General features: G+C 60.5%; 9 protein-coding genes. 6 read left to right on the top strand and 3 right to left on the bottom strand.

Annotated features, from left to right (window positions below; all coding sequences use genetic code 11):
- Window positions 1-2: 2 nt before the first annotated feature.
- The 3 genes from O6760_RS28085 to O6760_RS28095 form a co-directional block, all read right to left on the bottom strand.
- Window positions 3-3,962, bottom strand: a complete 3,960-nt coding sequence (locus O6760_RS28085; protein WP_269582954.1) for an autotransporter outer membrane beta-barrel domain-containing protein — start codon at window positions 3,960-3,962, stop codon at window positions 3-5.
- Between the two features lie 146 nt (window positions 3,963-4,108).
- Window positions 4,109-4,459 carry a hypothetical protein gene (locus O6760_RS28090; protein WP_269582955.1) on the bottom strand — a complete coding sequence of 117 codons (351 nt, stop codon included), beginning with the start codon at window positions 4,457-4,459 and terminating at the stop codon, window positions 4,109-4,111.
- A gap of 171 nt (window positions 4,460-4,630) precedes the next feature.
- The gene (locus tag O6760_RS28095; protein WP_269582956.1) at window positions 4,631-5,155 is read right to left on the bottom strand and encodes a DUF3592 domain-containing protein; all 525 of its coding nucleotides are present in this window, start codon (window positions 5,153-5,155) and stop codon (window positions 4,631-4,633) included.
- 411 nt (window positions 5,156-5,566) lie between these two features.
- Between O6760_RS28095 and O6760_RS28100 the strand changes: the two genes are divergently transcribed.
- From O6760_RS28100 to O6760_RS28125, 6 genes are all read left to right on the top strand, one after another.
- Window positions 5,567-6,829, top strand: coding sequence for a TMEM43 family protein (locus O6760_RS28100; RefSeq protein ID WP_269582957.1), 1,263 nt, complete (start codon window positions 5,567-5,569; stop codon window positions 6,827-6,829).
- Window positions 6,830-7,288: 459 nt separating this feature from the next.
- Entirely contained in the window at window positions 7,289-9,001 is a 1,713-nt protein-coding gene (locus O6760_RS28105; RefSeq protein WP_269582958.1) for an alpha/beta fold hydrolase, read from the top strand.
- Window positions 9,002-9,103: 102 nt separating this feature from the next.
- Window positions 9,104-10,207 (top strand): helix-turn-helix transcriptional regulator, encoded by a 1,104-nt coding sequence (locus O6760_RS28110; RefSeq protein ID WP_269582959.1) that lies wholly within the window; start codon window positions 9,104-9,106, stop codon window positions 10,205-10,207.
- A gap of 319 nt (window positions 10,208-10,526) precedes the next feature.
- The gene (locus tag O6760_RS28115) at window positions 10,527-11,825 is read left to right on the top strand and encodes a lipopolysaccharide biosynthesis protein (RefSeq protein ID WP_269582960.1); all 1,299 of its coding nucleotides are present in this window, start codon (window positions 10,527-10,529) and stop codon (window positions 11,823-11,825) included.
- 311 nt (window positions 11,826-12,136) lie between these two features.
- Window positions 12,137-14,026: a hypothetical protein gene (locus O6760_RS28120; RefSeq protein ID WP_269582961.1), complete on the top strand. Its 1,890-nt coding sequence runs from the start codon at window positions 12,137-12,139 to the stop codon at window positions 14,024-14,026.
- A gap of 68 nt (window positions 14,027-14,094) precedes the next feature.
- Complete coding sequence (locus O6760_RS28125) at window positions 14,095-15,054, top strand: glycosyltransferase family 2 protein (protein WP_269582962.1); 960 nt, start codon at window positions 14,095-14,097, stop codon at window positions 15,052-15,054.
- The last annotated feature ends 29 nt before the right edge of the window (window positions 15,055-15,083 follow it).

Below are 15,083 nucleotides of genomic sequence, written 5' to 3' on the forward strand. Positions count from 1 at the left end.
GATCAGAACGACACCGCCAGCCTGGCCTTCAGGCCGTGCTCACCGAACCCGTCGCCGATCTGGCCCGAATAAGCCAGCCCGGCGCTGGCCGAAGGCGTGAGCAGGACGTCGGCATCGAGATCCAACAGCACGGAATCACGGCCAACCGGCACGCCGGTAATGGCGAAAGGGGTTCCACCTGAAAAGGCCATCTGCGTGGACGATGCCAGATCGCCGAAGGCATGATACCAGGTAAGTCCCCCGCCCAGACGCGCCGTTATTGAAGGACCGAAGGTCACATCGGTCTCGCCGCGCAACCCGAGAGTCGTGAAAGCGGTGCCGGTCGTGCTGCCGGAAACGCTGAGCGCCGCTGATCCGCCGGTTTCGGTGAAACCATCGGTTTGCAGGTGCACATAGGCCAGCCCCGCATAGGGCTCCAGCCGCGCCCTGCCCAGATCAATGTCATATCCCGCCTCGGCGAATGCCTGGAAGGTCTGGGCATCATAGGTGGCGCCCAGTGTCTCATTGAACCCGGTGAAGGCAACCGTGCGGTCGGTGTCGAGCCTGTTCCAGGTGTAGACGCTTCCGCCGCGCAGGCCGATGGCGCCCAGCCGGGTGCCGCCGTAAACACCGAGATGATACCCGTCGACCGATCCCGATGAGTTGCGCGCATCCACGTCGAGGTTGGCGCGGCTGTACCCGGCCAGCAAACCGACCCTGACGGCATCGCCGATTTCATGATCCGCGCCGAACAGGATCCCGCCGACCGTGCGATCCAGGGCAGCCGCGTTGCCGTCACCATCCTGCGTGCCGACCGCTCCATAGGCATGGCCCCAAAGCGCGTAGCGTCCGCCCCCTGATCCTGTATCCGGAGTGTTGCCGCCCGAGTGGGTGGCTATGCCCGCAGGCACCAGATTGTCGAAGGCCCTGCGCACCCGGGCGTTGACCGTTTCGCGGATCTGGCGGCTGTCCTCGATAAGCGCCGTGCGCGCGGACGGGTGGAGTTCGCCGGACAGTGCGTCGAAGGCGGCGCGGGCCGCGCTGTCGTCGCCGACAAGCCCCGTAAGGGCGTCATAGACCGTCGTGCCGCTGCCAAGCGCTTCTTGCGCCGCGGCGACCGCCGTCTGGTTGGCGGTCTCGGTAATATCGGTGAAGAAAACCACTTTTTCCGAGTTCAGGTAGACGTTGTTGCTGTCGTAGCCCAAGGCGAAATCAAGGAAAACAAAGCTTTCGCTGACACTGTCAAAGGTGCCGCTCAAACCGCCCGCGGCCGTGATGATGGTATAGGTGCCCTCTTCATAGGTGGAGCCGGTGTCGGTACCGTTTTCAGGAAGGACATTGACCGTGCCACCGGCGATGACGACCGCTCCGCTGGCATTGACAAGGTCGTTGTTGGTACCGGCGACAAAGCCGCCGTCATTCAGTTCCACGTCATAAGACGCACCGGAGCCGAACATCATGCCGGCCACGTTCAGGGTCCCGACCGAATTGCCCGGAGCCAGCGAGCTGCCGGACTGCACCGCGACGTTGCCCACCGTTCCGGAGCCGCCCAGCGCACCGCCCAGAAGTGTCACCGTTCCGGTGATGCTGCCGTTGACCGTCAGCAGTCCGTCATGGACACCGGTCGCGCCGGTATAGGTGTTGTCGGCGGTCAGGACCGTTTCGCCGCCATAGACCATGACGTTTCCGGGACCGGAAATCTCCGCATCGAATTGGTAGTCCGTGTCCGTGTGATTGAAGACAATCAGGCCGGTGCCGGCTCCAAACTCGACCATGGCGGCATCGAGCGTGCCGGCCCCGACGGCCGGATCGCCGGACGCCGCACCGATATTCAGCGTGCCGGTGCTCCCGGCAAGGTTGCCCAGGACGAGTGTGCCCGGGCCGCCGACCGAGACGTCGCCGCCATTTGATATCGTCAGCGTCCCGCTGCCGTTCTCGCCGACATAGACGTTGGATCCGTTCATCCAGCTCGAGCCGCTGCCGTCGACAGCGACCGTGCCAACAGCACTGCTGTCATACCCGATATAGGCCACGGCGTTGCTGACCGAGGCACCGTTCGAAACGGTCAGGTCGCCCGTGCCCTGGTGTCCGACATAGAGATCATATGTGTTGGTCCACGACGATCCGGTGCCGTCCACGGTCGCACTCGCCGACGAGCCTGCAATCCAGCCCATGTAGGCAGTGTCGACGGACAGCTGCGCACCGCTTTTTATCGAAAGCGTACCTGTGCTGGTGGCCGCGTATCCGATGTAAAGCTCGCCATCGCCGGAAAACTGTGCGCCGTCTGACAGCGCAAGACTGCCCTCGCCGTCGTCGCCAACGATGGTATCGGCCGTATTGGTGATTTGGCTGCCGGCACCGTCGACCGTCATGCTGCCCACGCCCGTCGTCCCGGTGCCGAGACGAATCCAGTCGGACAGGTTTATGCCGCCGCCATCTGTCACGTTGAGCGTGCCGGTGCCGTCCAGACCCACGTTCAGCTCGACCGACAGGTTCAGATTGCTGCCGGTTTCCGTGACAGTCATGGTGCCGTTCGAAGCCGCGGCGTTGCCGATGACCACATCTTCCGCATTGACGGTGCCGCCGCCGGAAATGGTCATCGTGCCGGTCCCTTCATTGCCGACAAGAATGTTGCCGGCGTCCAGCTGGGCGTTGTCGACCGTGACGGTACCGTCGCCGCTCGTCCCGTCTCCAATGAGAAGTTCGTCGGCCAGGGTGGCAGTGGCACCGTCGGAGAGGGTGAGTGTTCCAGTGCCATCATCGCCCACATATGTGTAACCGGTGACGCTGAGGTCGCCGCCGTTCCGGATCGTAACCGACCCGGTACCCGCATCTCCTATGGTGAATGTGGACCCGACGATGAGAGAACCATTGTCATTGATGACCGTGCCCATGCTGCCGGCCTGGACGCCGACGGTCATGATCACTTCGGCCTCGGCACTCGCGCCACCGGAAATATCGACCACGCCGGTGCCTGCATCGCCCACGTAAAACCGGCGGGTTTCGAATTGGCCACTCCCGCCGCTGACGTTGAGTGTGCCGTTCGATCCGCTCAAATCACCAAGCGTGGTCAAGTCTCCGACATCGACGGTTCCGTCGTCGATGTTCAGCGTCCCCTCGCTGCCGGCCTGATATCCGATGGTGAGATCAGTGCCTGTCGAGGCCAGGTTGACACTGCCGCCCGTGTCAACATTGACGGTTCCGACGGCCGTGCCGTAGTAGCCGATATATCCGCCATCGGCTTCCACGTTCGCCATGTCCTGGATGTTCAGCACGCCGGTTCCGGAGTAACCGGCAAACAGCGTGCCGTTGGTGGCGGCCTCAAGGCTCGATCCGGAGCCGGTCACCGTGGCCTCGCCGTAGGACCCCGCGTCATTGGCGATACGGATCTGTGCACCCGTGTTCGTCACGCTGACGGTGCCGCCTGCCGAGACCGTCAGGTAACCGGTTCCCCCTTCGGAGACATAAAGGGCGCCGACCGTATTCAAGGTCCCCGAATTCGTCACCGTCAGGGTGCCCGTGGAATCCGTGCCAAAGGCAATGGTGGAAGCCGATGTCGAGGACACCGTCCCGCTGGCGGATATGGTCATCGCCCCGGTGCCTTCGTACCCGACAAAGAGCTGACCGCTGAGAGACCAGTCTGTCCCGGCACCGTCAACCGAGACCGTCCCGTCGCCGGTCGACGCGTTGCCCAGCCGTCCCTCTCCACTTGTCACAACGCCGCCATTGGACACTTCAAGGGCACCGGTCCCCGTGTCCCCGACCGTCAGGGCATCACCCACGTTCCAGGGGCTCGCCTGTGTTCCGCCACCGCCGCCATCAACCGTTTCGGTGCTGCCGTCGATCACGACCTGTGCCTGAGCAAAATGCGGCACCATCATTGTCAGCGCCGTCGTTGCCAGCAGGTGCTTCAGGCCATGCTGAAAAGAGCGGCCGGTGGTGACATCGCGGTAATAAGTGTTTTTCAAATATGCCGGAACCATTGCATTCCTCGTAGACAGGCTTTCGGATCCGCTCCCGATTCGATAACGAACGATCCACAACGCGAATTTCTAGAATGGGGGTGGCGGTTCGGCGTGCGACGTCCGTGTGATGTCGCGCGGAATGAAAGAGCCGCCACAACAATTGGTTAGCGACCGAACACCCGGACGGTCGCCCGTCTCAGCTTGAGGCTCGTTTCCTCATAGATGAATTTGATGAAGGCGATGTCGCGCCTTGGTCCCTTGAGATCGATCGCACGGGAACAGCGCCCGGCGTTGATCCGCCTGGCGAGCTTGATGTCCTGGTGCCCGCCATTGGCGAACCGCACATCGACGTCGTATATACGCACCGGATTGCGATAGACGCAGATTCTGATTTGCTTGAAACGGCCAGGTCCGGGCATCTGGATCACGTCCCGATCAACACGGTCGGTCACCACTTTGCTGCCGATTAAATCCCAGGCAAATGCCGGACCGGCGTCAGCAACCGTTGAAAGCATGGCCAAAGCCAGTGCAATGGAACAAGTTCGCATTCCAGGTCATCCTTGTCTCGCGCCCCCGTTTCCAGTGTTAGGAGATCGCGAATGTCCTGGCGTGAGACGTTCGTGTGATGGAACCGGGGTCCTGTCTGTCGAGACCGGTATGAGGTGAAACGGGCCTTCCGGAGCAGCTCAGGCACCGGCAGTTGCCTCGCCCCTGCCGCCCTTCAGCCAACGCAACAGGAACAAGGCGGCAACCGCCGACGGGATCAATGCAAGCAGAGCGATGATTGCGATTATGAGCGGCGCGGCCCAAAGCGTCTCGAAATTGTCGAGTTTCACATCGCCTTTTCTTGCCGGAAAGAACAGGATCTCGTGCGTCGAACCGACCGGAAAATTCCAGTTCGGAGAAGAAAGCCCGGTACTTGCCTCGGTCATGGACCCATCGGAGAACTGATACCGGAACACGGGGCTGTAGGTCATCGTGTCTCCGTCCCACGGCGTCCAGTCCTGCCGTTCGTAGATCCGCACCACTTCACCGGTGGTCCGGGTGGCCGCGGCGTCCAGATAAAGGCTCTGGAACACCAGATACCCGGTGGCGCACAGAAAGCCTGCTGGCAGCAGGAAGATGAGAAGCCACATGCGCCATGAGGCCTCCCGCTTGCCGTTGCGCGTACGCAGCAGCCAGTTCCCACTCGTCGGCAGATAGACAAACATTCCGCGTTCTCCTCCTCAGGTCAGCCCGGACCGCGTCCGCTCGGCGGCGGCGAGCAGCAAAAGCGCGGCAACATTTCCCGCCACTGCCATTGCAAGGAAACTCAGCCAAAAACCGCGCCTCGAAATTCGTCCGTCAAAACGCGTAAAGAGTGTCACTTTTTCGATCTCTGAAAACAGCGTTGTTTCATCCAGGCCGGTTCGCGGAACACGCGACCCGGCGAACGATAAGTGAGCCGAAACCGCCGCACATCACACGAACGTCGCATGCGCGGCTGTTTCCCTGACCCTAGTTTTTGCCCGGGCAGTACGGAAAGGACGGTTCAAATGCCGATGTTCGATTGGAAGGTCCTCGGCGATGGCAACCGCCTGAATGTCTACAAGTGACCGCGCAGCTTGCCGGAGAGTTCTTCCATGGCCGGCCTTTTCAGGCAAACGACCTCCACGTCCTGGTCCGGACGCATCGTCCTTGCATTAGGCGGGATCGCGGCAGGCTTCCTCCTGGTGGCTGTGGCGAGTGTGGCGCTCGTCCGGAACGAAGGGTGGGCGGTGCGGCTCGAGTGGACCCTCAACGAAGGCGCGGACGCCGTCATCTCGGTCGATCCGCCGCAAGTTGATCCCGCTCTGGACGGGCGGCTGGTTCACATCAGCGGTCCGGTGAAAGTCCTGTCCCCTCCCGTTGACCCGCTTTTCGGCAAACTGGAACTTCCGGTCAACACGATCGGTATCCTGCGCCAGGTCGAGATGTACCAGTGGAAGGAAGAAAGCAGGCGCGAAACGAGGAACAAGATCGGCGGCGACACGCGAAAGGTGACCGTCTACAGCTATACGAGGGAATGGTCTTCCGACCCGATCGACAGCAAGACCTTCAGAAAGCCCGACGGACATGAGAACCCGGATTTTTCCATCACCCGGAAGGTGTCGTTTTCCGAAAGCGCAGCCATTGGCGGTTTCCGCTTCAAGGGATACACGCTGGCCGGATTGGGAACAGCACAAAAGCTGCTGCCGGACAGTGTCGCTGCAGCCAGGGTGAAACAATTCCTTGGTGACAACGATCGTGTCCTGAATTCGGCAGGAACCCTATATGTCGGCAACAATCCTGCCACGCCTGCCATCGGCGACCTGAAGATCACCCTGGTCGCCTCTGTCGCCGGTGACGCCAGCGTTGTCGGACTGCAGAACGACGGAAGCTTGCGCGTCTACAAGACCGCCGGCGGCAACGAGATTTTTCTGACTGCCGCCGGTCGGCAGACAGCCGCCGAAATGTTCGAGAACGTCAAGAGTGCCAATACCGCGAAGACCTGGATGATACGCGGGTGCGGCACATTGGCCATCTTCGCAGGCTTCACGCTGATGTTCTCGATCCTGGGTGCCATCGGCAAAATCCTTCCGGTTCTTGGCGATGTTTTCCGTTTCGCCATCGGGCTTGCATCCCTGGCACTCACCTGTGTGCTTGCTCCGGCCGTCATCGGAATTTCGTGGATTGTCTACCGGCCGGTTCTGGGCGCAATCATCCTGATCGCCGGCCTGGCGTTTGCCGCGGTGTTGATGTTTGCCGGCAAGACCCGGGCGTCAGCGGCCAGAAGATCCGACGATGCTAAGCCGCCCGACCAAGCCGTCCCGACCCCACACCATCATGCGCGCCCGTCTCCAAACATTGAGCGGCATCGTTCATGACACGGTGGAGGCCGATGGCACCACGCCCCTGTCAGCCGGCATGGAAAATCACACCAAATACCGGGTGGGGCGCGAGAGCGGTTTCCTCTCACAAACGATCTACGGGATCAAAAGCAACAGCCTTGAGGGCACGACGACGCAGCTCATTGAAGCTGCACCCCGCTTGACGATGCCCACACCCAAATGGGGCGCGGGCCTTCTCCCGGGGCCTATCGACTTGGGGGGCGACCGCCCGATGACCGCCCCGGAACCAGACGGAACCGGCTCCTTGGCCGAAGCAATGCCCTGAACGTCACCAATGCTCAGGCCAGTGCAACCCTGGCGTGGCTTCTGCGCGCACAAGCTTTGTGCGATAGTCATTTCATTACCATGAACGGGATTTCAGGCACATGTTCGAGGCTGGATATCGCGGGCGACCATGTAGACGATGCCTTTGCAACAGGCGGGGGAGTGCTTTTCTTGCAAATTGAAAAGAAGCAACAGATTGTCAGCCTCGCCTGCGAAACCATTTCCGACCCGGCCAAAATCGAACATTTCATCAATGAACTCTCGGCCATCTATGACAAGTCACTAGCCCCCCGGCCGCACGCGCGCGGCGCCGCCGGCGGTAAGGACCAGGTGCTCGATCTCGTCGATGCCGAGCAGCATTTCGAACAGGCCGCCAATGCCTTCATGCGCCTTTGGCGGCAAGATGATTTCAAGGCGCAAGGCACGGGTGGAAGCAGCGATTTTGTCCTGCTGGACCGGGCGGGAACAATCCTGTCCATCCAGGTCAAGAATGAACCGGATTGGCCGTTTGCGCCCGGCCGGAGCGTTTTCTCGGTGCCGACAGATGCGGATGCCGAACTCGCTCTCAAGGAAAGCCTGAAACAGATAGCCACGGTCCATCTGGAAGGCGTGTCCTGCATTGTCCCCTTCTACCAGGCGGACAACCAACGGACCCTCTGGGCGCTGTCCGCAGTCGGGACGGGTGAAAGCGGCGCGATCGCACGGCTCAGCCGGCTTGAGTTCGACTGGTCCGAAGCCGCGGGCGCCGCGATCGCGGAGGCGTTCGGGCTGTCCAACACGGAACAGGACATTCTCAAGACACTCGTCAAGGGGCAAAGCCTGGCCGATCTGGCGCAAAGACGCCAGCGCTCCATCGAAACCGTGCGCACACAGGCGAAATCCCTGCTGTCGAAGACAGGTGTCAGCTCGCAACTCGATCTCGTTCGTCTGTTCGCGGCCATTGCGCTGGTCACACCCGAACTCGCCATTCCCGTTCTGGGCCGGCCGGACGATCCTGCCCCCATGGGAAGTCTGACCCTCACTCTTCCCCAAAAGCGACAAATGCAGGTGGACATCCACGGTCCGCCGACGGGGCGTCCGGTGGTGTTTCTGCACAACATGTTTTCTGGAACGAGCATGCCCGCACCCGTTCTGGACGCCCTGGACCGGCATGGGATCAAGCTGATCTGTCCACTGCGAGCCGGTTTCGCCGGTTCCACCATATATGCGGAACAGACCGAAACGCCGGAACAGGCCTTTGCGGCCGATCTGACCTTTCTCCTCGACACGCTCGGCATCGAGAAAACGGTTACGATCGGGCACATGTCTGCCGCCGTTTATGCCGCAGCAAGCGCGGCCCTGCTGCCGGGCCGGATCAAAGATGCCATGGCCATTGCCGGGTTTCCGCCGTTTCTCAAACGCAAGCACATCGATCATCTGCCCGCATGGCCCCGGCTGTTCGCTTACACCGCACGCTATTTCCCCAAGGCCCTTTCACTGCTCGTCAGGGGGACGTTCGGCCTTCTCGTTGAAAACCGGATCGAGGTCCTTTTCGACAATCTCTACGCGGGTGCCGACTTTGACCGGGACGTGGTTTCCGCTCCCGACAACAGGGAAATCTTCCTGAACGACTTTCGCCGGGTCTTTCAACAGGGAACCGGCGCCTATGAAATCGACGCCGCCCTGGCGGCGTCCGACTGGTCCCACTGGCTGGAACAGCGCGCACCGCGCACCATGCTGTTCGTTCACGGTGTCCAGGATCCGGTAACGCCGCTTGACTTGCTGACCGAAATCGCCGGTGAACGTGCGGAAATCAGCCTGCGTCCGATCGAGGATGCCGGACAGTTCGTCCTCTACCAGGCCCCGGACCGGGTCATCGGCGCTGTTGCCGATATCGTCGGCTAGGTCCCCCTTTCAGCCCAGATTACCCCACGTGGGGTAAGCGCCGTGCACCGTTATTTCCTATCACGAAGCAGGAATGCCAAGTGCAGCGGAACCGGTTGAGCAATGAAACACTATTCCGCCCTGGAGATAGTCGGCGAGATCTATGAAGCGACCCTGATCCCCGATCAGTGGAACGAACTTCTGTCGAGAATTGCCAGTTTTTGCGGTGGTGCGAATGCTGCGCTCGTTACCATCGATCCCGATATCAACTATTCGTCGGTGATCACGCCTGGTGCCAATCCGGAGTCCCTGGCCGCCTACAAAAAGCACTGGTGGCGTTTCGATCCCATTTCGGCGCTGGCTGCCAAGGCTCCGCCGGGCAGGTTCGTCTCCGTCGCCGACACCGACCGAAACGCGTATTTTGCCAGCGCATTCTACAATGAATTCCGGCGGTTCACGGGTTACGGCAACCAAGGGGTGACCACGACCCTGTTTCGAGACCGGAACGCGCTCAGCACATTCGTCCTGCAGACATCGCCCCAAAAGGACGAAATCGACGCACAGACCCTATTCAGGAGCCGGACAGTGGTGCCTCATCTGCAACGGGCCGTGTCGATTGCGCGCAAGCTGCACCAGCTGGAATTCGAACAGTTCCTGAACGGGAACAGTCTCAGGCCCGATCATGCGGGATTGATTTTGGTCGATGCCAAGAGACGGTGTCTGTATGCGGATGACGCGGCCGAGCGGCTGCTGGCCACGCAGTCCGAGATGGAAACCAGGAACGGTGTCCTTCATGTGAGGGACGCCAAGGCCGACAACCAGCTTAAATCCGCGATACTGTCCTGCGCCGGCCCCGGGCCGGAAAGGCCATGCGGCGACCCCATACAAGTCAAGCGCGGCCACGGTCAGCCGGCCCTCACGATCGAAGTCTTGCCGTATCAGGCACTCACCGGAAATCCGTACGGTGTGCGGGCGGCAGCCATGCTTCTGCTTCGCGATCCCTGTCACGGCAAGGTCGATGAAGTGGACGACTTGAAAAACCGTTTCGACCTCACGCCGGCCGAAGCGAGGCTTGCGATCGAAATGCTCAAGGGCGACGGCCGCGAAGCGGCGGCCGGCCGCTGCGGGATTTCGATCAACACGGCCAGAACCCATCTGATGCGCATCTTTGAAAAGACCGGCGTCAAACGTCAGGCCGAACTGATACGGGTTTTGCTGGAGAGCTGAAACCTGAGACACGCGGGACCGAAACACCTGCATTTTGCAGTGCTGCCACAGACCCTCGCGCCAACGGCTGTAGCGTGAGACGCCCTGCGTGGCGTCAGGGTAACGAACCGGAGCCCGTCAACTTGTTGATCCCGCAGTGAACTTTGAGCCGGACCTCCGGTCAAAAACTCAAAAATTCCACCAAAGACATGGTAAGGGAGGTCCAGACGCTGGACCTGGATGGATTTTTGGGCCTGTATCACTTTGTCAAAGCCGATTGGGGAAAACAGATGCCCCGCAAGTATTTATAGTTTGGCCAAAGCCAACCGGAGCATCCTGTTTGCGCGCTTTCACATTCTTGAGCAGCACTTTTATAAAGGGAGCTGGAATTTCAACCCTGGCGAATGGCGCGGCGTCAGGCCTCGACTTGCTGTCGTTTCTGCTCGTTGCCCGCATCCTGAACACCGAGGAGATGGGCGTCTTTCTCATCTCGCTCATGATCGGCGCGGGGCTGGTCCGGATCGGGACCTATAACCTGTCGAATGTTGCCATGCGCTCAGCCACCCGGGCGCTAGACCAAGGCAAACCCAAGGATCTGAGGTTCATCCTCGATTTGGGAGTGGCGTGCGACGGCTTGTTGCTGGCGTTCGCTCTTGCAGCCGGAGCCGCTGCTGCGCATTTCCTTGTTTCCGGCGATAATCCCGTCATGTTCGTCCTGGTCATGATGACCGTGCTTGTAAACCCCATCAAGCCGCAGGTTCTCGCAGTCGCCTTGCCGCGGGCATTCGGTCATCACGTGGCGCTGTACCTCTTGGTCTTTCTGGGGGCCGCCCTGAAGACCGCCTTGCTCTACGCCACATGGTCGCTCGGCGGTGGTTACCCAGGTGTTCTTGGCTCGTTTTTCGTTTGGCAGCTTGTTCCCGTTGCCGGGGGGCTCGTGCTGCTGGGCCGCGCCAGCAAAACACATGGCGCGCTCGCTCACAGCCGATCCACGCGCAAGGACTTCGCCGAAGATCATCCGGAGTTTCTCCCGCTCCTGCGCGCCGGGGCCCTCACCGGCCTGCCACAATTGGCATTCGATTTCGCAACGCCGATCGTCGGTGTTTTCGGAAGCGTCGCCATGGCCGGCCTGTTTGGCCTTGCAGTCAAGATCAGCCAGGCGGTCCGGATCTACGCCGACCCTCTCGCCTTCACCCTTTACGCAGAGCAGTGCCGCGCCGTCGAGCATGGTCACTTGAGAAGCCTGGGCAGGCAGACAACATTCTGGGCGGCGGGAATGGGCGGTTTGACGACCTTGGCCGCGCTGGTGTTCGCGTGCATCGACAAGTCATTTGTCGGCTTCGTGTTCGGCTTGGACTACATCGCCGCGATCCCGGCGATCCAATGGTGCATCATCGCGGCCATTCCCACGACGATGGCACTGCCTTTCCAGTTCGGTCTCTTCGCGCTTGGACGCGCAAACCGGGTTTTTCATGCCGAAACGACCGGTGCGCTTACATTCCTGGTCCTTTTGGCGGCCATGGCTGGACAGGCCGAAATGGCTGCGATCGCGTTGGCCGCAAGCCGGCTCGTCACATCAATCGCAAGCTGGCTGTTTTTCCGTCACTACTCAAACTCTGCAAGCGAGGCTCGCAGCTGAACCGCTAAATCTCGTATCAATTCTCCCAGACAACAGGACAGATCGGAACTTTGCTTAAGAATTGGCAATCTCAGAGACAATTGGAATTGATTGTTTTTACCGGCCTCGGACTTCTTCACCTGGGCTACGTATTCTTTGTATCAACCCCATTGATCCACGCAGATGAGGCAGGACACCTCCTGAATGCGGCAGCCCTGGCCGGGTATAGCACGCACGGCCCGACCCGCTACGGGATAGGTTTTCCCGTTCTTTTTTCTCCGCTTTTCCTGCTGTTTGATCAGCCGGAAACGATCTACCGACTTGTGCTCGTCATGAATGCGACACTGGCAACCTTGACCGCATGGCTGGTCTACCGGTTTCTGACCGCCTGGAAGCAGGCGGACCATCACTGGCAGGCTGCGCTGCTGGTCTCCGTCGTTGTCTCCTTCTATCCCGCAAGCTTCATCTATACGACGTCCGCCCAGGCGGAAGTGCTCTTTTCCTCGGCAATGGCGGGCCTTCTCCTGGCAAACTTTCGGCTTGCAACAGCAAACGGCCAGGGCTGGGGACCGCTCGTTGTATCGGCAGCCTTGAGCGGTGCCCTGGCGTTCATGCATTTGCGGGGTGCGCCAACGGCCATTCTTTCAGCCCTCTTTGCGACATACCTGCTCTATCGTGTCCGGCGGCCGGGCGCCCTGGGCGTCTGGCTTGCCGTTTCCTCGGGCGTGCTGGGCATTGGCTGGTGGTTGACGCAGCTGATCCAGACCCGCCTCACGCTCGAGTCGTATTCGGACATCTCCAGATACAGCGAGCGCAGCTACAAACTCTCGTCGAAGTTCCAGGTGTTCTCGAGCCCCGAAGAGTTTCTGGCGGCCTTCGGCCGGCTTTTTTTGACCGGGACCGGCCAACTGAGCTACCTGGTTGCCGCGACGTTTGGCCTGGCGGTCGTCGGGGTACTGGTCATGGCGAGACGAGCGTGGTCCGGCTCGCGTGGACCGACACAGGCATTCTGCATCTTCGCACTGGTCGTTCTGGCGGCCAATATCGGCATGTCCGCGGTGTCTCTCTACCAGGGCACACGGATCGACCATGTCATTTACGGCCGCTACAGCGAGGCTGTCATCCCGGTGTTTCTGGCCATCGGCCTTCTGGAATTCAATCGCTCCGGCGCCCGCATTGCCCTCACGGCATTTGCCGTTTCATTGGGCAGCCTGGTCCTGATCCTGACATGGCTGCCCGAGTGGTCCTTCGCGCCGGCCAACCTGCACAACGTCATGTCCCTCTACTGGTGGATGGAGCCATTTACCGGCGGTTATGACCATGTCCTGTTGTTGAAGGCGGGCTTTGTTGCAGCGGTCATTTTCCTGCTCGCCTACCGTCGAACATGGGGCCTCCTGCTGGTTGCGGCGCTGTTCGCACTGCAGTCGCTCTACGTTGCGGCCTATTTCCTGATGCCGTCGTCAGATGGCCGGGACTCCCAACGCAGGATAGCCGAATACATCCAGGCCAATCTCGAGCCGGGCACGTGCGTCACACAACACCTGACGCCCGAGACGTCCATCTGGGCTCACTGGAACACCAAGTTCTTCCTGTTCAACTATCAGATGAGGGATGAGGCGGAGATTCAGCCGGAGCGCATGTGCAGCGAGTGGGTCATCAGCGCGGATCCCGGCTTCGGCACCACATATCCAGACGCGGTCCTGCTGCTCCACGAGCAAAGCCACTCGCAACAACTATGGTACATGGGACAGGACACCGCGTCCCTCCGGTTTCCCAACGAATTGTCGACCGGCACCCATATTGATTTCGCCGGCAACGCCAAGGGAGCGGACCTGCTCGGGCCCGGTTGGGGAGCGATTGAAACATGGGGTGTCTGGATGATCGGCCCGCGCAGCTCGATCGATCTCAGGATCCCGAGAAATTCGCAAGGAGAGTGCCGTTTTCGGCTTCGCGGCGAGTGGTTCCTGAATGAACAGCATGCACAGGCTCGTGTTTCGGTTAAGTTGGGGCCCGGTCCGGTTCAGTCGTTTGAGGGGAAACTTCCGAACAATCGTTTCGAATGGCTATTGAGCATTCGCTCGGACGAGGTGGAAGACCGTCGCGTTGTCATCGACATCAATGCTGAAAATCCTCAATCCATGCAGGAACTGGGTCTCAGCAGCGACACGCGCCGTTTGAGCATCGGATTGACGGATCTCTCTTTCGAGGGCTGCGGGAGCTGACTTTCGATGGCGGCCCCGGCAGGCGGGCAACAGGTAATATTTGAAGCGGATGCGAATACGGGTGCTTTATGAGCAAATTGGTAATCCAGATCCCATGCTACAACGAAGAAGAAGAACTCAAGGCAACGCTGGACGAAATCCCGAAAACCCTTGAGGGGTTTGATGAAGTCGAAATCATGATTGTTGACGATGGTTCGACGGATGCCACCGTAGAAATTGCCCGGGAATATGGCGGCATTCATGTCGTATCGCTCCCCTATCACATGGGCCTCGCCAAAGCCTTCACGGTGGGTATTGAAACGGCGCTGAGACGGGGGGCGGATGTCATTCTCAACACGGACGCCGACAACCAGTATTGTGCCGGTTCGATACCGGATCTGGTTCAGCCGATCCTTGACGGCAAGGCCCAGATGGTCATCGGGGCACGCCCGGTCAGAACCGACAGGAACATGTCGCTCGTCAAGCGCGCGTTGCAGGTGATCGGCAGCTGGGTGGTGCGCCAGGCCAGCGGCACGGACATTGCCGACGCGCCGAGCGGTTTCAGGGCAATCCACCGCGATGCCGCGCTTCGGCTTTTTGTCTACTCGAACTACACCTATACGCTGGAGACGATTATCCAGGCCGGCCGCAAGAACATTCCGGTGGTCTCCGTTCCCGTCAACGTCAATCCGCCTACGCGCCCCTCCAGACTGGTGCGCAGCAATTTGAGCTACGTCTGGCGTTCGCTGACCACGATCCTGCGCATATTGCTCTTGTACAAGCCACTGAGGTCGTTCCTGGCGCTGGCCGTGGTACTCGGGCTGTTCGCCGGCGTCATCGGGCTGCGGTTCCTGTATTTCTATTTCATGGGGGACGGAAGCGGCCATGTGCAGTCGCTGCTGGCGGGCGTCGCCCTCGCGGTGATCGCCGCCCTCTCGCTCACGGTCGGCATCGTCTGCGATATCATCGCCGCAAATCGCCTGTTGCTCGAGGACATTCGATACCGTTTGCTCAAACAGGAACTTGAGAACACCGACCGCAAGGAGTAACCGGCTGCCCGGCCGGATCATCTGCAGAG

Source organism: Roseibium sp. Sym1, from assembly GCF_027359675.1.
Classification (GTDB): Bacteria; Pseudomonadota; Alphaproteobacteria; order Rhizobiales; family Stappiaceae; genus Roseibium.

What these genes read in the sequence shown, in the direction of transcription:
- O6760_RS28085 (WP_269582954.1), bottom strand. Translation starts at nt 3,962, where the DNA reads ATGGTTCCGGCATATTTGAAAAACACTTATTACCGCGATGTCACCACC.
- O6760_RS28090 (WP_269582955.1), bottom strand. Translation starts at nt 4,459, where the DNA reads ATGCTTTCAACGGTTGCTGACGCCGGTCCGGCATTTGCCTGGGATTTA.
- O6760_RS28095 (WP_269582956.1), bottom strand. Translation starts at nt 5,155, where the DNA reads ATGTTTGTCTATCTGCCGACGAGTGGGAACTGGCTGCTGCGTACGCGC.
- O6760_RS28100 (WP_269582957.1), top strand. Translation starts at nt 5,567, where the DNA reads ATGGCCGGCCTTTTCAGGCAAACGACCTCCACGTCCTGGTCCGGACGC.
- O6760_RS28110 (WP_269582959.1), top strand. Translation starts at nt 9,104, where the DNA reads ATGAAACACTATTCCGCCCTGGAGATAGTCGGCGAGATCTATGAAGCG.
- O6760_RS28120 (WP_269582961.1), top strand. Translation starts at nt 12,137, where the DNA reads ATGAATGCGACACTGGCAACCTTGACCGCATGGCTGGTCTACCGGTTT.
- O6760_RS28125 (WP_269582962.1), top strand. Translation starts at nt 14,095, where the DNA reads ATGAGCAAATTGGTAATCCAGATCCCATGCTACAACGAAGAAGAAGAA.